The organism is Paenibacillus massiliensis 2301065 = DSM 16942 (assembly GCF_000377505.1).
GTDB lineage: Bacteria > Bacillota > Bacilli > Paenibacillales > Paenibacillaceae > Paenibacillus > Paenibacillus massiliensis.
The window spans coordinates 58,460-80,866 of record NZ_KB898191.1; the positions used below are offsets into that span (position 1 = coordinate 58,460).

18 protein-coding genes are annotated in these 22,407 nt (G+C 44.1%); 8 read left to right on the forward strand and 10 right to left on the reverse strand.

Annotated features, from left to right (window positions below; all coding sequences use genetic code 11):
- Positions 1–17 precede the first annotated feature (17 nt).
- Complete coding sequence (locus tag D328_RS29215; RefSeq protein WP_018885819.1) at positions 18–3,173, reverse strand: carbohydrate-binding protein; 3,156 nt, start codon at positions 3,171–3,173, stop codon at positions 18–20.
- 247 nt (positions 3,174–3,420) lie between these two features.
- Between D328_RS29215 and D328_RS29220 the strand changes: the two genes are divergently transcribed.
- On the forward strand, positions 3,421–4,272 hold the full coding sequence (locus D328_RS29220) for an AraC family transcriptional regulator (protein ID WP_018885820.1): 852 nt from the start codon (positions 3,421–3,423) through the stop codon (positions 4,270–4,272).
- Between the two features lie 30 nt (positions 4,273–4,302).
- Here the strand turns inward: D328_RS29220 and D328_RS0114910 are convergent, their stop codons facing one another.
- Entirely contained in the window at positions 4,303–5,793 is a 1,491-nt protein-coding gene (locus D328_RS0114910) for an MDR family MFS transporter (RefSeq protein ID WP_233426206.1), read from the reverse strand.
- 114 nt (positions 5,794–5,907) lie between these two features.
- Here D328_RS0114910 and D328_RS0114915 point away from each other — a divergent pair, with 114 nt between their 5' ends.
- On the forward strand, positions 5,908–6,501 hold the full coding sequence (locus D328_RS0114915; protein WP_018885822.1) for a TetR/AcrR family transcriptional regulator: 594 nt from the start codon (positions 5,908–5,910) through the stop codon (positions 6,499–6,501).
- Between the two features lie 121 nt (positions 6,502–6,622).
- On the opposite strand, the gene D328_RS0114920 is transcribed toward D328_RS0114915, so the two are convergent.
- The 7 genes from D328_RS0114920 to D328_RS0114950 form a co-directional block, all read right to left on the reverse strand.
- Entirely contained in the window at positions 6,623–7,522 is a 900-nt protein-coding gene (locus tag D328_RS0114920) for a glycine betaine ABC transporter substrate-binding protein (protein ID WP_018885823.1), read from the reverse strand.
- Between the two features lie 684 nt (positions 7,523–8,206).
- Positions 8,207–9,622 carry a glycoside hydrolase family 43 protein gene (locus D328_RS0114925; protein ID WP_051091159.1) on the reverse strand — a complete coding sequence of 472 codons (1,416 nt, stop codon included), beginning with the start codon at positions 9,620–9,622 and terminating at the stop codon, positions 8,207–8,209.
- 399 nt (positions 9,623–10,021) lie between these two features.
- Entirely contained in the window at positions 10,022–10,615 is a 594-nt protein-coding gene (locus D328_RS0114930; protein ID WP_018885825.1) for a DUF1349 domain-containing protein, read from the reverse strand.
- 111 nt (positions 10,616–10,726) lie between these two features.
- A complete protein-coding gene (locus D328_RS0114935) occupies positions 10,727–11,533 on the reverse strand; it encodes a Cof-type HAD-IIB family hydrolase (RefSeq protein ID WP_018885826.1) in 807 nt (268 codons plus the stop codon).
- Positions 11,534–11,557: 24 nt separating this feature from the next.
- The gene (locus D328_RS0114940) at positions 11,558–11,743 is read right to left on the reverse strand and encodes a hypothetical protein (RefSeq protein ID WP_018885827.1); all 186 of its coding nucleotides are present in this window, start codon (positions 11,741–11,743) and stop codon (positions 11,558–11,560) included.
- Between the two features lie 258 nt (positions 11,744–12,001).
- Positions 12,002–13,231, reverse strand: a complete 1,230-nt coding sequence (locus D328_RS0114945; RefSeq protein ID WP_018885828.1) for an MFS transporter — start codon at positions 13,229–13,231, stop codon at positions 12,002–12,004.
- A gap of 170 nt (positions 13,232–13,401) precedes the next feature.
- A complete protein-coding gene (locus tag D328_RS0114950) occupies positions 13,402–14,412 on the reverse strand; it encodes an ROK family protein (protein WP_018885829.1) in 1,011 nt (336 codons plus the stop codon).
- Positions 14,413–14,806: 394 nt separating this feature from the next.
- Between D328_RS0114950 and zwf the strand changes: the two genes are divergently transcribed.
- The 6 genes from zwf (at position 14,807) to D328_RS0114980 (ending at position 20,220) form a co-directional block, all read left to right on the forward strand.
- Positions 14,807–16,258, forward strand: a complete 1,452-nt coding sequence (gene zwf / locus D328_RS0114955) for a glucose-6-phosphate dehydrogenase (protein WP_018885830.1) — start codon at positions 14,807–14,809, stop codon at positions 16,256–16,258.
- 34 nt (positions 16,259–16,292) lie between these two features.
- A complete protein-coding gene (gnd, locus tag D328_RS0114960) occupies positions 16,293–17,201 on the forward strand; it encodes a phosphogluconate dehydrogenase (NAD(+)-dependent, decarboxylating) (RefSeq protein ID WP_018885831.1) in 909 nt (302 codons plus the stop codon).
- A gap of 424 nt (positions 17,202–17,625) precedes the next feature.
- Complete coding sequence (locus D328_RS0114965) at positions 17,626–18,141, forward strand: DedA family protein (RefSeq protein ID WP_018885832.1); 516 nt, start codon at positions 17,626–17,628, stop codon at positions 18,139–18,141.
- Positions 18,142–18,191: 50 nt separating this feature from the next.
- Complete coding sequence (locus D328_RS0114970) at positions 18,192–18,758, forward strand: class I SAM-dependent methyltransferase (RefSeq protein ID WP_018885833.1); 567 nt, start codon at positions 18,192–18,194, stop codon at positions 18,756–18,758.
- Positions 18,759–18,805: 47 nt separating this feature from the next.
- Positions 18,806–19,486, forward strand: a complete 681-nt coding sequence (locus D328_RS0114975) for a response regulator transcription factor (protein WP_018885834.1) — start codon at positions 18,806–18,808, stop codon at positions 19,484–19,486.
- 158 nt (positions 19,487–19,644) lie between these two features.
- Positions 19,645–20,220 (forward strand): class I SAM-dependent methyltransferase, encoded by a 576-nt coding sequence (locus D328_RS0114980; RefSeq protein ID WP_018885835.1) that lies wholly within the window; start codon positions 19,645–19,647, stop codon positions 20,218–20,220.
- 127 nt (positions 20,221–20,347) lie between these two features.
- Here D328_RS0114980 and D328_RS0114985 read toward each other — a convergent pair whose 3' ends face one another.
- The gene (locus D328_RS0114985) at positions 20,348–22,393 is read right to left on the reverse strand and encodes a methyl-accepting chemotaxis protein (protein ID WP_018885836.1); all 2,046 of its coding nucleotides are present in this window, start codon (positions 22,391–22,393) and stop codon (positions 20,348–20,350) included.
- Positions 22,394–22,407: the final 14 nt, after the last annotated feature.

Below are 22,407 nucleotides of genomic sequence, written 5' to 3' on the forward strand. Positions count from 1 at the left end.
TGATATGCTCATGCACCTTATGATTGGCTTGAGCGCCACACGTTGACTTCCTGAACGGTCCAAGGAGTTTCAGCCTGGGATTGCAGCAATATGAGCTTCAAGAACTGCGCTTGCTGAAGACCAAATGATATACGCGTCATTACATCCGTCGTCTCGCCTTGGCCCGTCGCAATACACGCTGTGACATTCTGAACATCATCACCGACATATACAGCATATTGCTCGGCGTGCTCACCTCTTGGATGCAAAAGGGTGATATGGTCGAAGGTCTGGATCGTCTTCATATCAATGAGCAGATAATCCCCCTCCTTTTGGGGGTTGGCACTCCAGCCTTCGGCCGTATTTTGCAGGATCAGAGGTGCGTTGAGATTGCCTCTGGACGCTCTTACGGTCCATCCGGTCCGATCCAGTCTTCCATCATCCTGGACAAATTTGAACTTATCGATATTGAGTAAGTTCCCTTCGGATTGTCCAAAGAATTTTAGAATAAGATTATGGATTCCCGTCGTTTTCTTCAGCCTGCACTCTACCATGGTCCATGCTTGCTCACCGCCCGTATTGGGAATTGGGCAGCTGCCAATCACATCTCCCCCTACGCGATCCAGTACAATGTCGATGCGTGAATGATCGACCGAGCTGGACACTCTCGCCAGAAATAGTTGGGTGCCTACCTCTTCAAATACAACATTATTGAATTTAATATAGTCAAAATTATGGCAGTCACTTACGTACCATGCTCCTCCTACCGGCGTAACCAAGGTAACACCAGCAGATTCTGAGGCACTCTCAGCCTCTATATACTCATAGGCCGTCATTTGTTCGCCAGCGGATTGTGCTCCATCAGCTCCGATTGCAGGCTTGGGAGGAGATGCTGGCATTTCGTAACCCACGTCACCCCTACTGACAATGCGTATCCCGTCATTACCAATGATTCCATTCCAATCGATTACCAGCTTCCTGCCATAACCATCGCCGATTCGGGTGAACTCAACCGACTCTCCATTCATCAAGACCTCCACTTGTTCACCGTAATGGTCTGTCAAATAAATGGAGCTAACCTCTGTTGGCTGATCGTAGGCGAGCATAATTTCTTTGTTCTGATGACATGCCCCGCTTTCTATGCAACTAATCGTACCGTATCCTTCCGTTGTTATGAGCATTGCATCAACCATGCTGTGCTCCATTTCAGCTAGTAGAATAGGTTCAACCCAGATTTCACGGGTATGCTGATTACGGCGGTACCCTACAATATCATAATAATTTCGCCATATGCCAGGCATGCTTATGTATTGATTTCCACCAGAAATGTGGGTAGCAGGATAGACGGGTTCAGCTACGGCTGGTAATATATCCAGCGGATGGTCGAACACATAGTTCCTATTCGCATATTGCCTTCGATACGCATCCCTCTGCATCGTTTCCCAATGAGAAGCTCTTCTCGTATTCAATAGAAGTCCTCCATAATGTATTAGCAAATAAGGAGTCCATTCGTTATAGGTTCCGTCGATATGGCCTAGCCCCCAGTAGCATGGATGATAATAGTCATCCAATCTTGCCAGCACCCTGTCTGTCTCTTCAGCAGTCCATACTTCACCCAATTTCAAATGGAGCGCTAACCATTGCCCCGCAAAATACGACTCACAGCCTCTTCCAATCGGAATTTCCTCATGCAGATAGCGAGCTCTGAACGAAGCCACCACTGTATCGTAGGCTTCCTGATAACGTGCTACGGTCATGTCTTCACCGAGCAGTGCTCCCAGTCTGATCATAATCAGATAGGCCACAGCCGTAAGTCCGGCATTATACGGATTAGGGTCCCCGCCTGCATCGTAGGAATTCTCGGAATGCTCAAACGTATATGGATAACGCGAGCTCCCGTACATCTCGACCTGCTCCAATATTCTTCGTGCTGCTTGCTTCATGAAAGGCCAGAAGTAGCCTAATTGCTCCTGATCCGCTGTTGCCTCGAAAGTCTCATGCACCGAAATGATAAATCCAGCATTCAGATCCACCCATTTCTCAATATTCCTATAATCCAAATGCTCTTGATCGTCCCAGCCTACCAGCACGGATTTATCTGGTCCCCTACTATTGAAATCGTGATGGATCTGGCCATTGGCTTTTTGCGTTCTTGCCCAATACCGTAGCTCTTGCCATGCAAAGTAGGGAGCAATGTAATTCACAATTTGTCTGGCATGCCACATTTGATCCATCGTTCCAAAGCATGTCCACTCACCTTCTGCAAATGCAACTCTACCATCTTTTTTATACATCGAGTTATTCGTCAGATTCACAAGCGTATTCAGCGTTTGATTGGTAAGCCAGCTAGGCAGGTTAGATTGTCTCATTCGCGTTACGAGTCGGTCGGCATTTGATCGTAGCGCATCAAAGTGAACTAAGCCGAATTCAGCAATACTTCCAGAGTCATGGTGATCATTCAAATAAAAGGCACGCTCCGGATCGGTATCGTCATACCAGGCAATCACGAATCTAATCCTCTTGGTATCATGGGCAGCCAGCTTAATCGTAACAGCAACCTTAGCTACACCTTGGCTAAGTGCACCATGACACTCGCCGTTCTCACATATTTCTTCCTCACGAAAGCCCTCCTCCCCATCTACGGTGATTGCAGCATGAGTGGCATCACTATCGGCCAAGATGGACCAGCCCTTCGAGATGAACCCATGGCCTGAGCTGTGTACCGTGACATGATCCGTAACGGCATCAATCTGAAAAGAGTATGTGACTGTCGCTTCATCATCCCCATCGTTGCACAAGACAAACTCATAAAATGCATAGGGCAAGGACATGAGTACATGATTCGAGTGATCCAGAGGAGCAAAAGCCATCATATGGGTATCAATACCATTAACCTCTTCAAAACGAACCCTGTGCACAGGCCATATGGCATCATCCTCAAAGAGTCCGTCAGTTCGGCGAGCTTTCATCCTCGTCATGCTTTGCGTATTCCCAGCTCGCGTAGTGAACATCTGGAACTTGGTTTCAGGCATGGGCGTGTAATCATTTTGATCTGCTGGCGCCTGAGTGATCGAGCTAAAGGTGCCCTGATGCGCACAAAACTTGATGGCCCCAGTCCCAAAGCCTCCAAGTGGAACACCTGTAGTCCCATCCACTGCTACTGAAGAATCTATACCTTGATGCATATCTACCATTCTGATCACATCCTTCATGTTGATGTAAGCCGATGGTCACATTATATTCCTGCATCTCATGCACAAGATAGCCAAAGCTTGCGCGAATGTAGACAAAAGTTGCTTGATTCTTTTATAAGCTTAACAGTGGGTTCCCCGCTTGGAGTATCCCTACATTCATACTTGCCGCAAAGAAGGCCCACCTACAGCAGACATGCTTTTAGTATATAGACATAAAATGATATTCTTATTGTATAAAGAGGAGCTGATGGTATTGAAGGTACAGTATGAAAATCGCTCATATGCAGGAGACATTCCCCTGAGAATCTATAAGCATACACAGTTTTCATTTCATGCTCATTGGCACACGGACATAGAATTTGTGTGGGTACGAGAAGGGACTTTAAGAATGGGGATCAACGGTGACATGAGGACCCTAGAGGAAGGCGACATGGCCATATGCTGTAGTGGCGACACCCATGTATATGTCAGTACAGGACCAGCAACCACGATCTATATTCTGGTATTCAGACCGACCCTGATCGGCAATCACGGCAATTGGCCAGAGAAGCTTCGCTTTCAGAGCTCCTTTATCACCAGAAAATCACTAGAGCAGCAGGCGATCAGCCCTGTCATTATGGACGATATAGTAAGATTGATTGAGCACATTTATGAGGAAATGAGGGCGCACAAGCCCCACTACCAGATGTTTGTCACTAGCAAAGTAATGGAGCTATGCGGAATTACGCAGCGATATTTACCTACTACACCTATTGATCCAAATCAAGAAAATAAGAGGATTGCACGCCTCAAAACCATGCATGATATTCTTCAGTATATTGAGAATAACTATAGTAGGCCCCTGACTTTAGAGACGACTGCAAGTCACTTTAATCTAAGCTCTTTTCATTTCAGCAGACTACTTCAAGGGATTACAGGGACTAATTTCAGATATCATTTGAATGCTGTGCGGATTGAGATCGCAGAGGAGATGATTAAATCCAGCGAAGAGACTATTACCCAGATTGCGTTAGCGTGTGGCTTCAATAATGTCCGGACCTTTAATCGGGCTTTTAGACAAATTAAAGGCTACACCCCTTCTGAGCTTAGATGTGTATAAGGACTGCCCAGACGCTACACAATGAGAGAATTATCTCCCACGTTTGAGGAATAAACTAAACAGCGCTCCAACTAATGCTACGCCAGCAGCAAGTAAGAAAGTATCAGAATATGCTCCGGCAAGCCCTATTGCTGGTGTATTAATGCCTGTTTCTACTGTTCGAGTCGTGACTCGTACAGCGTGAAACTGACTCAAGCTCAGGATGGCCAGAGATATAATTATATTAGCCGCAGCAGAGGTCAATGGTGTGACTCGATGGATGGATTCGGGCGGGGCAGATTGAAGAATATACGTGTTGAGTGACATCATACAAAGACCCATTCCAGTTCCAAGTAACCCTACGATCCCCCCAATGAATACTCCCCCTATACTCTCATCAATCCTTGATAAAAGTAGTAGTGCGATAGCAATTATTGCAAGACCTGAGCTTGCAAGAGGTCGGATACCAAAATGATCAAATATTTTCCCTCCCAATGGCATCAATAGTCCAGAAGTGATTGCAAGCATGCTCATGACTAATCCTGCATCAAAAGGACTGTAGCTCATAGAATTTTGTAAATATTGCGGGATGAAAATAAGTGAACCGTTAAGAGCTGTGTATTGAATCCAACTTACAAATATTCCTCTTCGAAATTGGGCGGATCGGAAAGCACGCAGTTCCAGGAGAGGATTAGGGTGCTGCAGTTCATGGAACCATAACCATAACAGTAATACCAACCCGAAAAATCCCACCACCCATGTCATCCATGTGGCACTTAAGTTAAAACTTAACGTCAACAAAACAAAAGCAGTGGGCGCTAATATTAAACCAAGGATATCCAAGGGCATTTTTTCAGTGGCAGTAGTTTGAAGTAACTCTAACTTACGTAGAAATCGCATTCCCAATCCTATAGTAATCAAGCCTATGGGTACATTAATCCAAAAGATCCACTGCCAGCTACTAGATTCCAGTATCCATCCAGACAAGATTGGCCCTGAAGCAGGAGCAATCAACATTGGAATGCCCAGCCACCCCATGATCTGTCCCTTTTTATTAGGCGGAGCTAAGCGGAAGACCATGGCCATACCCATAGGCTGAATCATTCCTCCTCCCAGACCTTGAATAATCCGAAAAGCAATTAATTGGTTTGCATTCTGAGCTACTGCACAAAGTACGGAGCCAATTAGAAATAATAGGACTGTAATCATATATGCATTTGCAGCACCTACTCTATCTGAGAACCAGCCTGCAAGTGGGATAGTAACGGACATCGCTAGCATGTAACCGATAATTACCCATTGCAAGTGATCGAATGAAACTCCAAACTCAAGGGATAAGTTGGGGATCGCCACATTCATGGCGGTACTATCAAGAATTACCATCATCATTCCTGGAATGATCGCCATTAGTGCCAAAAAAAACAACTTCTTTTTTATATCCGGGCTCTCTGTAGTTAAAGAACTATTATGGGGAACAAGCTGTTTGGTCATCTTTCTCTCCTTATAATGAACATAATGTTGATTAATTTTCTTGTTGTTCATTATAATTTAAGGGTCCCGAGATTCAATGATCACCAGATCATGCGTTGTTCAATAATCGACACTAGAAACTTAACTGATCAGTAAGTGCTGCTTTATTTTCTCAAGGAGGTAACTATGAAAGGCAAAATCGACCGCCGTATACTACGAACAAAACAACTGTTATATGACGTTCTACTAGATCTGGCTCTTGAAAAATCCATTGAATCTATAACGGTGAAAGAGTTGACTGATCGAGCTGGCTTGAATAGGGGGACCTTTTATTTGCATTACCAGGATCTTCAAGAATTCTATGAGCAGCTTAAGAATGGCATATTAGAGCAATATTATTCGATAATAAAAAAGCTTGGTCATAGTTCTGTAAGCCGTGAGCCTTTTGTTGATCCTCCTCTGGGCTTTGTGCGCCCATTCGAATTCGTATTTGAACAGAAGCGTTTTTTTCAAGTCTTCATGGGTCATACAGGAGATAACGCTTTTTCACTTCAAATGACGGAATTAATCAAAAAAAATTTCTTGGACAACTACTTGAATCAACATCAGGAGATTAAATATAATCAAATCCCCGTGAGGCAGCATTACTTGTTTTCCTATCTAGCTTCCGCCTACATAGGGACTATACAACTCTGGATTCAACGTGACTTTGATTTGTCGCCTTCTGATATGACAATTTTATTTTCACAAATATCTAGACTGGGATCGGCGCATATATGATGAATAATGGGATAACCACTCCTGTTCCCAACACAAAAACACCTCCAAGTGTCCTTCACATCCTATGACATGAAGGTACTCTTGAAGGTGTTCTGACATATTAGATATGGTTACAGACTGCTTATGACTGCAAATCTTCGATGGAATTCACATCTTCCATATACGTAGGGACAGCCAGACCAGATTTTACATCAATCATATTGGCCCCAAGATCATCAAGCTGCTCACCATATTTATCCCAATAATCCATATGCGTCACAGGTAGCCATGCTGCTACGATAGCATCCACATCACCATTAGCAACCCCAAGCCACATCGGTCCGATCTCCACCTGCAAAGCTTCTGCCTTGTATCCCAGCTTCTCATCGAGCACGTAGCGAACTACGTTGGTACTCGCAAGCTCAGAATCCCAGGCTACATAGCTGAGGGTAAAGTGATCCCCATTTACAGGCTCCAGACCTTCAATCCATTCTTGGACTTGAGCTTCATGTCCATCCACCCATTTGGCTGCTGCCGCTTCCGGGCTCATCCCATTCTGGATATCTATCATCACTTCGCCCATATCATCGGATGTCCAGTTGAATCGGTCCAGAAATTCATAGGCGACTGGATGATCCTTCTTCAGTCCAAGACGTGCAATGGTATGAATCTCCTCAGGCTCTCCATAAGTCAGCTTGGGATCCTCCAGGTATTTCAGATCATAGGTGTTAAACATCCAGTGTGGAGACCAAGCAACAATGACAATCGGCTCTTCATTCTTATAAGCTTTGTCAAGCTGTGCTGTCATGCCCGCTGCTGAGCTTTCCATCAAGGTCCAATTGGACAAATGATAATCTTCCATGGCCTTAGCCGTCAGCCTCATTAGGCCAGAACCTGGGTCCGTGCCTGTGATTCTATAATTAACCTGTTTGCCGACGGACGAATTCCCCTCGCCTGTGGCAGCATTGGAAGAACATGCTCCTAATATGAGCACTGTAATCAAACTTGTAAGCACCATCCACTTTTTTGTCATCTTTATCATATGCTTTCCCCTTTTTACAGTTGTTCGGATGCCGGCGTTGCACTCTGCAGAAGTGTAGATAACATTTGACGAAATACGACAGTCGCTTTGTCAATACAACATCGTTATGATAACAAAAAATAAAAATGAGCTCAAATGAAAAAAGCGTTCGTTACGTATATACAGAAAAAACTGTATATTATGAACTTGTTTATAGTGCTAAATTCACTTGTATGCTCTCACTTCCTACGGATTCATCCCCCGAAACCAAGAATCTAAAAAAATTTCAGATTTTTTCAAACAATATATACAAAAGATATTGTTATAGCTCATAGATCATCGTATATAACATGAAGATCTTGCACTCAATCCCACAGCTTTATACATGCATTCGCTTGTTCGTCAAAGCTCTTGCATGGACGATAAGTAACCCCCTGGCATGCCAGGGGGTTACATGAGAAGCCGCTAATCTATTGTTCCTATTACCTACCCTTCAAGATTCCAGTAGGGGCGTTTGAGAGTAGCTAAAGTCTGAGCTTCAAAGTGTTGATCTTAGTATTTCTGATCTTAGTATTTTTGATCTTAGCATTTCTGATCTTAGAAGTTCTAGTCTTAGTAGTTCGGATCTTGAGCTTCATAGCTCCTTCTCACTTTTTCATAGATGTTGACTTACAGGTACTAATTTCGAAGTGCGCCCCCATGTAATTAATTGCCTGTCGCCGTGTGACTTCCCCATACGGCTTCACCTTCATTAGATAGCGCAGTGAAGGTCATAACGTTTGTCTTCGTTCCCTCATCCCATTGGCGAACAAATACACCATGGTAGTCCACACCGTTAATGACCAGTTCGATTCTATGCTTCTCCTTCAATCGCCAAGTACCTGATACGCTGCCAGAGATTGTACCATTATCATTAAAGTTAATTAGACTGGATTTTTTGATCGTTGCGGAAATATCCTTGCCATGATTCAAATATTTATATTGGCCCGTTACATCTTCTTTTTTGTAGTTCCCCGCTGTTTCTTGTGCATATCGATGAGGGGCGACTACTGGCCAGCCGTTCTTGTTCATAAACATCTGATGTACCCGCACTTCATGCTCCTCGCCCCGAGAAGGGAACCGAGAATGGAAGATTAGGTAGTATTGCTTGGTCTGCTCATCATAATATGCCGAATTGTGACCCGGAGATACGTAACCAGAGCCAGTATGGGATGGTTCACCTTGAACAGGTTCGAATTGGTAGTTCCCCATCAGCTTCACACCGTAAGGCGCAATCGCATCGTCATCAAAAAATGTACCTGCTTTCCCTCCAACTCGAGTCATATCATTTCCTTTCGCATCCACAAATGGTCCATCAGGAGACTTGGAGCGAGCTACACGTATGTTATATCCTCCATCAGCTGACAGTCCCCCGTATGAAAGAAAGAGATAGTAATAGTCCGTCTCTGGACTGTAAAGCATATAAGGTGCTTCAATTCGACTATGATTGGCCCCTAACAATTTTTTGCCGTACCCTTGATTGGGATAAGGAAATCCTGTTTGAGGGTTCATTTTCAAAATATAGATTCCACCAGAGTAAGATCCATAGACCATCCACAGATTGTTATTTTTATCAAAGAAGGTATGCGGATCGACCACATTAGGGTGCTTGGTAGCATCATAGACGGTTCCGTCCTCACTCGGTTCTCCCCACATTCCTGACTTCAGAAAAATCCCTTTATCCTTGTAGGGTCCCTCGATGTTATCAGCCACGGCTACGCCCATCGCTGACCGAGGAGAATCCCCCTTGCAAGCATTGTAGTACATGTAGTACTTCCCATCATTTAATTGAACCACATCTGCTGCCCATAATGTATCCGTCTCCGCCCATTGGAACGCAGCAGCAAGCTCTGTAAGTACATTAGGGATTAAAGGATTCCCATTGTGCACGGATGATGAGATTTGTGTCCAGCGCATCAGATCGTTAGTCTTGGCCGAGGCGAGGTGTGAACCAAACACGTAGTAGGTTCCGTTCGCTCTGATCACAGACGGATCATGAACGGATACATTATTGAATGTAGGAGCAGCGCTAGGAGTCATATCACTAGCCAGTGATACCGTCGCTGAGGAAGAGGTACTCATGACTAAAGCGATAAGCAGTGGGAGCAGCTTCTTGGACCTTGGTTTCATTATATCTAATCCTCCTTAAGCTCATGTATTGTTACCCTTACTTCGCTTCCTTCTGTCCCTCACCTCCAAATTTCAAAATGAAGCGTATTATCAATATTTAGCATTTTTGTAATCGCTTACAATAGAAAATACCATAATATCCCTTTTGTTTCAATTGGGTATCTGAATTCTTCTTCCTTTTTTCCACATTTTCTTACATTATTCCACCACCGGCATTCATTCATTGGCTCTTGTTGCCAACGTATCACAAAAACACCTTCAACTATTCCTCACATCTAAAGACATGAAGGCATATTCCTGAAGGTGTTCTAATGGGTCTAATGCTATGCGCTTGCGACACGACTACTCTAATCAAGGCTCCGTATGAAGCTCTTGGTCTGGCTCCGCCAAGCACCAACGAGTGAAGGTAACCTCGAACCCATCCCGGGTTGGAGAGCAAGCAAAGGGGCCAGCTTCATTTCCAGTGGGATAAGGAAAACGCGCCACACGAATGGTACGCCATGGATGATTCTTCGTCCGCGCACGAATGACTACAGCATCTTTGATGATCGAGCAGCGAATGGTAATCTCTTCCCCGATCCATTCGGGCACAGCAGCAAGCGACCAATCCGAGTAACCATCGGTGACAACTGCTGATAGCTGAGGAATACCATCGTTAATCTCTATTCCAGTCTTGATCCATTGCGCAGGACCATGATACAGCAGCACGCCTGCCTGGTCATATAGCTCGGTGAAGGAGGACAGCAGAAAGGATACCTCTACGGCTGATGTGTTATCCCATTCCGTCAACAAGGCAGCTCCATCTTCATGCTCAAATCCATATAAGGTTTTCTTCCAGAAATCCTTCCCTTGTTCAGGGGCAACCTTAAAGACTTCTCCTTCACGTATGGCAGACAGGGGAGGATTCAACCATCGACCTGATTCCCACTCGATTCTCTGGCTCATAGGCTTCTCTCCTTTAGACTTGATATATCATAATCTCTTCTTTCATTTTCTCTTCTATCATACAAAAATCCCCTCAGTCAGTGCTAATTCGTGAGGGGAATCTCGTCAAGCTTACTTCTTTTGTAGCTCTATAATCTTTTGTATCGTAAGCAGTACTGCATTCTCTTCGTTAGATTTTGTAATGAAGCTTGCAGCCCTTTTTGTATTATCACAAGCATTACTTACAGCAAAGCTGTATTTTGCAATCGCCATAAGCTCCACATCATTCTCTCCATCACCAAATGACATCGTCTCTTCAAAAGTAACACCCAGCATCTCTTGCAGCTTCTTGACCGTCTCACCTTTGTGCGTATGCAGCGCCGTAATATCCAGCCATCTGGGCTCTGAATCGACAATGTATATTTGCCCATCCAGCTTCTTCTCAACATGCTTTCTCAGTGCTCCACACCGCTCCTTCACATCGAATACGGTGATTTTAATAAAGTCACTAGTAATCTGCTGGAAGGAATCCAGCTTGATCACTTGCTCATAAGAGCCCTTCACGACCCTGTACATATCCTCCGGAATGGATGACAGGACATAGGCAGCATCACTACCACACACAATGAGCGTCATCTCTGGATCAAAGGCTTGAATCTCCTCAATGGCCTGAAGAGCCAGCTCCCGGGCAATCGTGAATTCCTTGACGACTTCCCCGTCTCTTTTTATTCTCGCTGCGCTATCCCCCAGAATCCATATCCCTTTACCGTGTTCCCCGAACAGCTTTTCAACCCGCTCGCATTGTTTGCCAGTGCATGCAACGAATGTGATACCCTGCTCTCGCATCTCCGCGTGAACCTCATTAAACAGCTCCACATCAAATGCGCTCTTGTTATTCAGAAATGTCCCATCCAAGTCAGTTACTACGAGTTTAATCATATTATGAACCTCCATGAAAAGTAATTAAGATGATTTCTTGGCACTTACTTCATTTTCAGCATGAACGTCCTCTTCAATACCTTGCCAATCCCTTTGGAAGGACTCATACCTCTGCCGAGCTATGACATGAGTCCGACGCCAGTTGACCACCCAGCTAGCTATTACATACACGCCTATCAGAGAACATGCTGCCAGAATCCACTGTAACATGGCTCTCAATACCTCCTTACACGAAGCCTAGTACCTAAAAAAAGTATAAAGTCGCTGCAAACCATTCGAACCGAAATCGTATTCGGCCGAGATATCAGCCTGCTTACTAATCCACCTTTATAATGATCATTTATAAAGTAGGTGTTGAGCGTCACCTTGCATGTATATCAAGCGTTGCCGGCTACACATCAAGCTTATTTCATGTAACTAGTTTCATGTCAAATGTTATTTTTCGGTTGCTATTTCCACCATTACAATTCAATAAGGCATATGCTTTTTGTTGTGGAGTGAATTAGATCTCTTTAATATTTGATTGACCATCTCGACACTGAACAGCATTGATACCAATAGAATAAGTACAACAACCGGGAACAAGTCTGTGCTGACTTGCGCAGCAAGAAGCCCGAACAATGGCGGTACAAGCGTAGTCCCACTATAGGCAACGGCCATCTGGTATCCCATTAATTTGGCTGAATGCTCTCTTCCGAACCGGGCAGGTGTCTCATGCAATAATCCGGGATAGATAGGAGCGAGGCCTAGCCCGATCAGGATAAATCCCACGATTGATAGTGACGCTGGTAGCGGCAGCAAGAGTACAAGCCCTCCTATGACCGTGATCAGCTGGCCGTAACGAATCAGATGACGATTTTGGACTTTTAATGTAATAAAGCCGGTAATCAATCTGCCAAAGGTGATGCCGCCATAATACAATGAGATCCATCCCGCAGCCATTTCTGCTGTCACCTGTCTTGACTGAACCAAGTAGCTGGCTCCCCACAATCCTACTGTCGTCTCTACTCCGCAATACAGAAGAAATGCGAATAACGAAGGCTTGACCCCCCTCAATCGAAGCACCTTTACTGGAAGAATGACCTCTGCTTCTGCTTGCAGGCTAGTGTCTTGTTCACTGCGTGCTGGTTGCTCCTGTTCTCGGGCGGCCGCTACACGCTTCCAGAGAGGTAACGTCAGCAGAAGTACAACCACAAGGATAAATTGAATAATGGCTACTGCAGCATACCCTCCTCTCCAGGAATGCTCCCCGGCAAGGAAAGTGGCCATGATGATTGGCCCCATAGTTGCACCTACGCCCCAGAAGCAGTGCAGCCAGTTCATGTGGTGAGCCTTGTAATTATCAGCTACATAGTGGTTCAACGCTGCATCGACGGCACCGGCCCCCAGACCGAGTGGTACAGCCAGTACGATCAACCAGAGCATGGACGGAGCCATAGAAAAGCCTAGCAGAGACACGGCGGTAAGTAAGCAGCTACCCATGGTAATCTTGCCTGTCCCCAGCAGCTGAATCATTCTGCCACTGGCCAGACTGGAAATGATCGTGCCTACCGCAATAATCATGGATATTAGACCCGCAGAGCCCAGCGTTGAACCAATCTCAGGCCACATGACGGGCCAAGCCGAACCCAGCAGTGAATCCGGAAGTCCGAGGCTAATAAAAGCAAGATAGATCACTATCAAAAACCAGGTTGCCATAGAAATATTCTCTCCTTATTGTGAAATGATGTTGCTAATCTACTTAATAAACCATCTTTATAAAATACACATAATAATATGGGGCAGGATGTTATCTTTGTCAAGACATCATCTCTACCCCATGCCTAGTAAAAAAGTAGCCAGGAAGAAACTCCAGGTCATTGCTTCGATTATGGGATGAGCGTCCCGTTCAATTGTAATTCCTTCAGGGTCATTTTGCGCAGACCTGCCTCGTAGTCCTGTTGAAAAGTCTCCTGTAATATGATCTCGGAACAGGACGCCATGGGGTGTGAATCCCGATAAGTATTCCAGGCCTTATTCAGATGCTGCTCCTCCACTCGATCTTGATAAATAATGATCTGATCTGGAGCAAGCACCGCATTGACCGTATGAAGAATCGTACAGACAGCCTCGACAAAAGTATGACTGGCCATCTTGTTCATCCAGTCAGGACTGTTAGGAAGAAACTTGATTTCACCCGACATGCCTTGTTTGCCTCTCATGACTTGCCCATTCCATAGGATACCCATCCCTGGCGGATATCTGTTGGGAAAATAGATACCTACTACGCATTGCTCCTGTCCCTCTTTTTGTTCTTGCTTCAGGCAATGCCCGCTAACGGCAGCATTGACATCATTTTCAACCATAACTCGTAATCCATATTCGAGTTCAATCTCTTTAATCAGGTGGGAGCCCATTAGCTCTTGATGGCTACTGACTGTAATTTCACCGTTAACTACCTGTCCGGGAATACCGATGCCCATGATCTTGATCGCTGGGTATGTAGAAATGAAATGAGTAATAATTCCGTATAGCTGCTGCTTATCAAAACTCGGCATTACATAATCCTGCTTGGATAGGAGGGTATTCTCCAGATTAATCACCATTGCCGAGACCAGCTCCTGCCCCTGCGTTTCCTTCAAATACAAGACAAGCGCAAGGCTGTGATCATAGTTGTAGCGGTAGGTCTGTGCCGGTCGGCCACCATTGGATGGAACCACCATATCTTCAAATACTTCTCCTCGTTCGTGTAGTTCCCTGATCAGCGAGTTAATCGTAACCACACTCAGCTTGGTCATGGAAGCTAGCTGAGGCTTGGTCGCCGTCTCCACCCGCTGCATCACTTCACGCACATGGTTCAAGTTAATCTCCTTCACTAGCCTGGTGTTCGCTTTTCTCATAAGCCCCCCTGATGGTTACCGATGTAAGGATGTCTGGTATGGATCATAAGCCAGATCGTAACAGAAGTAAATCATAGTAACACAGGTATTCAGGTTCTGGCTATTATTTCTTTCATATGCAATCACTTTTAGCTGCAAGCCTCAGCTCTTACTAAGATGTTCATAACCACCAGTGTTATTTCCTTGACATTAGCAATAGTATACTTTTTCTCACTATGTGTGATTAAAGTGCGTACTTACCAACATGAAATATAAATAATATACTAATTTGGCTCTCATAAGTCTCGGGTTGAAGCTGCTCTTGACTATGAGCCAAGGTAGAAATATTTTTCATCGCAGGAATGAGCGGTCAGAGAGCATCAACATTGATCGTGTAAAATAGGAGGAATGAGACATGGACTCTATGACCTTTGTCCTGTTTGGTGCTACAGGTGATTTAGCAAGTAGAAAAATCTACCCTGCACTATTTAATTTATATTTGGATCAGAAATTACCTGATACGATGTCACTGATTGGGGTTGGTTTAGAATCATTATCTCAGGTTGAATTTCAAGCACGTATAGAAGAAGCTTTGCTCACTTTTTCCAGGCATTCTGAAAAAGATTTGTCTCTGAAAAAAAGATTCAGTAATCAGTTTCAATACGCTCAACTCGATGTCAATGAATCAGAAGGATACAAAAAATTACTACGTATGTTACAGAAAAAGGAACAGGAATTGGGTATTAAAAAAAATCGAATGTTCTATTTGTCGGTTGCCCCTAAATTCTTTAATGTCATTGCTTATAACATTATGGAAAGTGGCTTAGGAGAAACAACGGGATGGAAACGATTGATTATCGAGAAGCCCTTCGGACATGATTTAGAATCTGCTAAAGAATTAAATTCCGAGCTTAATAAGGCTTTTAATGAAGAAGAGATTTTTATTATTGATCATTATTTGGGAAAACCTATGGTTCAAAACCTGGAATCACTGGGATTTGCTAACCCCATGTTGCAGTCACTCTGGAACAATCAATTTGTTGCTAACGTTCAAATTACAGCGAGCGAAACCGTTGGAGTAGAACAGAGAGCTGCTTATTACGATAAAGTGGGCGCTATTCGTGATATGGTTCAAAATCACTTACTGCAGTTAGTAGTAATGACAGCAATTCATCTCCCAAAGCAAATCAGGGCTAAAGAAATCAGGCCAGTCAAAAAGAAAGTGATGCAATCGTTACGGCCTTTGCATAAAGACTCCGTAGGAATTCACGTTGTTCGTGGTCAATACGGTCCGGGCGAGATAAACGGTACACCTGTTCCTGGATACTTAGAGGAACCTAACATTGATATATCATCTAAAAATGACACTTTCGTGGCTGCTCGTCTGTGGATCGATGATTCCATTTGGGATGGAGTCCCCTTCTATATTCGGACAGGCAAAAGAATGTCAGAAAAGTCAACAAAAATTGTCATTGAATTCAAAAATACAGTCAATAGCTTGTCTAATGAAAAGCAGGACGTAACCCCCAATCTATTTATGATTAGTGTAAGCCCCACCGAAGGAGTGTCGATGCAAATAAATAGCAAAAACTCTATAACTGGGAAATTAGAACCCATTAAAGTTAACTTTACCGACACCAATAATAATATTCCTGAATCATATGAGCTTCTGCTACTGGATGCTCTTCGTGGAGACTCCACCTTCTTCGCTCATTGGGATGAGGTTGAATTATCTTGGAGATGGACCCAGCCCATATTAGAGACATTCCAGCATAACGACCTCCCCCTTCACGAATATTCAGCAGGTACAATGGGGCCTGAAGCTGCCCATCAGTTGTTGGAATCAGATGGATTTAAATGGTGGTAAACAAAATTTATGTACTATAAGAGGAGGAATCATTTTGAAAGTAGGACTTATAGGATTGGGAAAAATGGGATTTAACCTGGCACAAAACTTAATTGACAATCAACATCATGTAGTAGCATTTGATGTAAATCCTACAGCCGTTGAAGAAGTAAACAAACATGGAATCCAAGGGGCCACCGATTTGCAGCATCTCGTTCAGTCTTTGGAACAACCACGTGTAATTTGGATCATGGTTCCTCACAACGTCGTGGATTCGGTAATTCATGAACTCAAGCCTTATTTAAGTAACGGTGACATTATAATTGAAGCAGGAAATTCACATTACAGAGAATCCATTCGTCGATATCATGAGCTAAAAAAAGCAGGGGTCCACTTTATGGATGCTGGTACTTCTGGAGGAATGGAAGGCGCACGAAACGGTGCTTGTTACATGATTGGTGGAGATCATGAGGCTTGGAATATTGTTGAACCTATTTTTAGAGATACCGCTGTTGAGAATGGCTTTTTATATGCTGGACAAGCAGGTAGCGGTCATTTTTTGAAAATGGTTCATAACGGTATTGAGTACGCAATGATGGCAGCGATCGGAGAAGGTTTCGAATTGTTGAAGAAGAGCGAGTTCGATTTTGATTTCGAAAAAGTGGCCAGAGTGTGGAATAACGGCTCGGTTATTCGTTCATGGCTCATGGAGTTAACGGAGCAAGCATTTTCTAAAGATGCAAAGCTAGATGAAATCAAAGGTATCATGCATTCTTCCGGGGAAGGAAAGTGGACAGTGGAGACTGCACTAGATCTGCAAACGGCCACCCCTGTTATTGCCATGTCATTATTGATGCGTTACCGTTCATTAGATGAAGACACCTTTACTGGAAAAGTAGTCGCTGCACTTCGGAATGAGTTTGGCGGCCATGCGGTGGAAAAAAGAACTGAACTTCATGGATGAATAAGTGCGACACCTACTGGAAATGAAATGCATGTCGGGCCGCTAGGAGAACCGCTCACGTATCCTTTCCAGAGGAACCGTCGCACTTGGCTAATAATCTGTCATACCGTCTCGTACATTTAATCCCCCCTTACTCTCTACTTCTCGAAGTTGGACAGAAAAAACAAGAGATTGTAGAATAATCCTATCAAGTTAAGAGTTGGAACTCTCACGTACCATAACGGCAAGAGCTCATTCTATGTGAAGCACCTCCATTGTTTGATAACGTTCAACAATAGAAGGTGCTTTCTTTAATCTTTTACCATTCTATGCTGGCCTCTTTAGATTTTCTTTAGAATTTCTTTAGAATTTCTTTAGAATTACCCTTCTTATTTCCTTAGTTTTTATCATTATTATAGCTCTATCAACACGAGGAGCTGAAATAATGATCAGTAATACGCTGATGGAGCTAATCCATCAATATAGCTATCTTTTCTTTTTTCTCGCCTTCTTCCTAGGCCCGTTTGGCGTTCCCATTCCTAATGAAGTGACTATTCTTAGTGGCGCGATCCTCAGCCATACAGGCGCTATTAATCATTGGTTAACTTACTTCTGCATTCTGGCAGGATTGCTAACAGCGATTACGATCTCATATTGTGCTGGAAGATTGTTCGGACAGAGGCTAAAAAGAAGGCTACATGACAATAATCACTATCAAAAAGCGGAGTTACTTCTTCAAAAAAAAGGCGATTGGGCCATGTGTATCGGCATGTTTATTCCTATTGTACGTTATTTCATGCCGCTATTAGTTGGACTGGGTGGCACACAATATAAAAAGTTCATTTTCCTTTCGTATTCGAGTGCTATTTTCTGGACTACTACTTATTTCATGTTAGGGACTTTTTTTGGTACCACCATCTTGGATATGTTTGCTTCAATTTTTGAACACTTCAGTTCATAGACAAAAGCGTGTTGATCCTAACATACCTGACTATAATGGAGGAATAACCGATGAAATCCAATGAGTATCTTTTATTTTTGCGAAGCTTTGTTCATAGCCCCAAGCATGTAGGAAGCATTATTCCAAGCTCTCGCTTTCTGGCTAAAGCCATGGTTAGACAAGCAGCTTGGCAGGAAGTCAAGGCAATCGCCGAGCTTGGTTCCGGAACCGGTGCAATCACCCAATATATTATTGACTGTACAAATGATGACACTAAAGTTTTCCTGTTTGAAATGAATACAACCATGAGAAATAATCTGCAAAAGAATTATCCAGACCTGAGTATCCATCCGAACGCAGCGGCCTTGGTAGAAACAATAAAACAGCAGAATATGGAGCAGTTGGATTGTATTTTCAGCTGTCTTCCGTTCTTCAACTTTGAAAGTGATTTAAGAGAAACTCTGGTTGAACAAATTCACCAGGCTCTCAAGCCAGGAGGTATATTCGTCGCTTTTCAATATTCACTCCAAATGAAGAAGCAGCTCGCCGAGAAGTTTGTCATTGAGAAAATCGAATGGGTACCTCTCAATATTCCTCCTGCCTTCGTGTATGTATGTCGTAAGAAAGAAGACAATTAGAATAACCTTTTGATTCTCGAAGCATTCAGAAAGGAAGTTCAAAGCATATGAATACAATCCTGGTCGTAGACGATGATCCAGACATTCGAGACGTTATCCATATTTATCTTCGCAACGAAGGTTATGGTGTAATCGAGGCTGCTGATGGCGATGAAGCTCTGAATGTAATTAAAGCAAGGCCCATCCAGCTGGTTATCCTTGATGTTATGATGCCTGAGATGGATGGAATCACAGCCTGCCTTAAAATACGGGAAATATCCAATATGCCGATTATCATGCTGTCAGCCAAGGAAGAGGATATTGATAAGATTACAGGGCTGACAACAGGAGCAGACGATTACATGGTCAAGCCGTTCAATCCCCTTGAATTGCTCGCTCGCGTAAAAGCACAATTACGACGGCAAACCTTGATCGGACAAGAGGAGTCCAAAGACCTTATCCTCATCAGAGATCTGGTCATTGATAAGAGCAAACATTCCGTAAAAATAAAAGGAAATGAACTTGCAATTACGCCGATGGAGTTTGCTATCCTGCTTTTGCTTGCCAGTCATCCTGGACAGGTATTCAGCTCCGAACACATCTACGAAACTATATGGAAGGAATCCTATGGGTTCTCCAACAATACGGTAATGGTCCATATTCGTAATCTGCGCGAAAAATTGGAGGAATCCCCGAGACATCCTCAATATATCAAAACAGTATGGGGGGTCGGGTATAAAATGGAATGAACCAAGCAAAAATCTCCACAAAAGAAAATTCAGGTCAACATATTAATTCGTATGGTGCTCAGTCTAATGATTACGGGAATTTCGCATGATTTTACGTACTCCGCTGACAATAAAGCGATTCATTTAAAATGGAGTCATATACAACGGGGGATTATGAATTGAATATTTACGAATACCTGCTGTTCCTGAAAGGCTTTCTTAGCAATCCAACACGCGTAGGAGGAATTCTCCCAAGTTCTCGGTATCTGGCAACGAGAGTCGTTCAGTCTGTTCCGTGGGATGAGGTCAGGACTGTGGCAGAACTTGGCGCAGGTACGGGTGCTATCACGCGCTTCATCAGGGAACAAGTATCACCTTCCACAAAAGTATTGTTATTCGAGCGTGACAGAAACATGCGGGACTATCTGAAATCCCAGTTTCCTGGCTTTAGCTTCCACTCCAATGCTAGCTATTTGGTCAAAAAAATGAATGAAGAACAGATCGATCAACTAGACTGCATCATATGCGGATTGCCCTTGTTTATTTATTCGAATGATATGCAGGGCAAATTACTTCAGCAAATGATTGCAGCACTTAAGCCAGGAGGAACAATCATCTCCTATCAGTACACCCCCTACATGAAAAAACGGTGGGCAAAGCACCTGGAGATCGAGAAGATTGAGTTCGTGCCATATCATTTCCCTCCAGCTTTTGTGTATGTATGTCGCAAATCGCTGAACAAGGGTTCTAACTAGAAAATGCTTTTGGTCATCCTTCGGATTACATAACCGGATTACGGACGTACATAAATAGAAGAAAGACGTGAGTTCTTCACCCACGTCCTTCTTGTGTTCAACCCTATAGAGTAATGCCTACTCCGAACTATAATGTAAATCGGCTAACTTGTTTCTGCATATTTTCCGCCATTTTGGCTAGTTGCATCGTAGATGATGCTATCTCTTCCATCGCCGCCATCTGTTCCTGTGCAGCAGCCGAAGTTGTATAGGCACCATCGGCCGAAACCTTGGAGATATTCATCATTTCTGACACGGTCGTAGCCACTTGCTCGGTGCTTGCGGACAGCTGTTCCGAGATCGCTGAAATGTCTTGAATTTGTCCGACAATGCGGCTGGAGAACTGCTCTATATTGGAAATCGACTCCGATGCTTCTTTGCTAATTCGCATCCCTTCCCCCACTTGGGCACGAACTTTGTGATTCATAAGCAAGGTAGATTCCGAGATTAGGGCGAGCATTTTGCCAATGGTATTGCCAATCGCTTCAGCACTTTGTCTGGACTGCATCGATAATTCATTTACTTCGCTTGCAACAACAGCGAACCCTTTTCCATGCTCCCCTGCCCTTGCTGCTTCAATGGATGCATTCAAAGACAATAGGTTAGTTTGTCGTGCTATGTTTGAAATGCTATCGTTCATGTGCTGGGCTTCCGCGGAAAGAGCAGACAATTGATTCATCAGTATTGATGTTTCTTCAACTGCGTCCAGTATGTCTTGCATTTGATCATGCACTTGGGTGATGGTCTGACTTCCATCCGCAACTGCACTCTCCGTCTCTTTGGCGGCGTATACGATAGAATCGGCCGATGCTGTAATCGTATCAATGCCTTTGAGCATCTCCTCGACCGCTCGCGCGGTCTGAGTAGAATTTTCAGCACCGATGGCCGCCGTCTCGGCAGTCTGCGCAATCGTCTCAGCCACATGCTGGACAGACAATGTCGTCTGTTCCGTACTCTCCTGAATTTGTTGGGATGCATCTCCAAGTCTTGTTGATGTTCGATCAAGCTCCGAAACTACAGCTTGCAATGAAATCGTCATTTGGTCAAAATCCTCAGCTAACAGGCCAAATTCGTCTTTACTGTTAAGCGCAACCCGCTCGGACAGATTTCCTTCACGCACACGACGTGTTGCGATTCGCAGCTTTTTCATCGAGATTATAAAGGACCTCAAAATCAATAAAATAACCACCAAGCCCAAGAATACCGAAATAGAAATTACGGTTAGACTGGTAAGCATAATTGGTCTCGCTGCCGCTATAAAGTCTTCATGACCCATCAGCGAAATGACATTCCAGCCTGTCAGAGCGTTGACGCCATTATAGACCTCCAAGTCATATGCCAGATCGGTTCTGACGAAATGTGAAAATGCCATCGGAGCATCCTTGCTAGAAGCGATATTCGGCTCTACGGGGATTCCTTCAATCAGCGCTCCTCCAAGCTCTCCTCCCCCGCCTTGTGCGATGGCTCCCGCCCAAGCAGCAATGGTTCGGTTGGCATCCACGATAATCAGGCTTCCATTGCCACCAACGTCCAGTAACGCAATCTCTTGGACCAGTGAATCCAGATTCAGTTGAATGCTGGCAACACCTCGGCCGTCAGACAATTCTTTTGCTATCTCCACGTATAAAGCTCCAGAATTCCCATCTTTCATGACACCTGAGATATAGATCGTTCCATTCAGGCCAAGCCCATGTTTGTACCAGTCCATCTGCCGCGGATCATGCGCTGTCTCCCCGGTATCAGGAGATGTTATGTATTGTCCATCCTCATTGGCAATGCTAATGTTTAGAATACTCGGGTATTGTGCCGTTATGCGCTCCAACTCCTCACGCACTGCATCTGCGTCATCAGTGACCGATATGGAGTCAAACGTTAGGTTGATGAGTTCCAACAAATCAACTTTGGCACCTACGATGTGATCAATGTGTTGTCCAGCCATAGCCAGAATCGTATTCATGGGTTCTGTCATTCGTTGCTGGACCTCGTCCTTGGCACTTTGGTAAGAGAAATACCCGATCACCGTGGCCGGGATAATGAGCACGGCAAGAAATGCAACAATGAGCCTTGTACTTATCAAACGGGAAAACGTAACTGCCTTGGTGAATAGTCGTATGCCTTGTTCTCTCTTTTTCAATAGAAACTCCCCCT

Bases quoted from the DNA above. Each gene is read 5' to 3' on its own strand.
- D328_RS0114945 (WP_018885828.1), bottom strand. From the start codon at position 13,231: ATGGCAACCTGGTTTTTGATAGTGATCTATCTTGCTTTTATTAGCCTC.
- D328_RS0114940 (WP_018885827.1), bottom strand. From the start codon at position 11,743: ATGTTACAGTGGATTCTGGCAGCATGTTCTCTGATAGGCGTGTATGTA.
- D328_RS0114915 (WP_018885822.1), top strand. From the start codon at position 5,908: ATGAAAGGCAAAATCGACCGCCGTATACTACGAACAAAACAACTGTTA.
- D328_RS29220 (WP_018885820.1), top strand. From the start codon at position 3,421: ATGGTATTGAAGGTACAGTATGAAAATCGCTCATATGCAGGAGACATT.
- zwf (WP_018885830.1), top strand. From the start codon at position 14,807: ATGGACTCTATGACCTTTGTCCTGTTTGGTGCTACAGGTGATTTAGCA.
- D328_RS0114930 (WP_018885825.1), bottom strand. From the start codon at position 10,615: ATGAGCCAGAGAATCGAGTGGGAATCAGGTCGATGGTTGAATCCTCCC.
- D328_RS0114920 (WP_018885823.1), bottom strand. From the start codon at position 7,522: ATGATAAAGATGACAAAAAAGTGGATGGTGCTTACAAGTTTGATTACA.
- D328_RS0114965 (WP_018885832.1), top strand. From the start codon at position 17,626: ATGATCAGTAATACGCTGATGGAGCTAATCCATCAATATAGCTATCTT.
- D328_RS0114970 (WP_018885833.1), top strand. From the start codon at position 18,192: ATGAAATCCAATGAGTATCTTTTATTTTTGCGAAGCTTTGTTCATAGC.
- D328_RS0114910 (WP_233426206.1), bottom strand. From the start codon at position 5,793: ATGAACAACAAGAAAATTAATCAACATTATGTTCATTATAAGGAGAGA.
- D328_RS0114975 (WP_018885834.1), top strand. From the start codon at position 18,806: ATGAATACAATCCTGGTCGTAGACGATGATCCAGACATTCGAGACGTT.
- D328_RS0114950 (WP_018885829.1), bottom strand. From the start codon at position 14,412: ATGAGAAAAGCGAACACCAGGCTAGTGAAGGAGATTAACTTGAACCAT.
- D328_RS0114925 (WP_051091159.1), bottom strand. From the start codon at position 9,622: ATGAGTACCTCTTCCTCAGCGACGGTATCACTGGCTAGTGATATGACT.
- D328_RS0114935 (WP_018885826.1), bottom strand. From the start codon at position 11,533: ATGATTAAACTCGTAGTAACTGACTTGGATGGGACATTTCTGAATAAC.
- D328_RS29215 (WP_018885819.1), bottom strand. From the start codon at position 3,173: ATGGTAGATATGCATCAAGGTATAGATTCTTCAGTAGCAGTGGATGGG.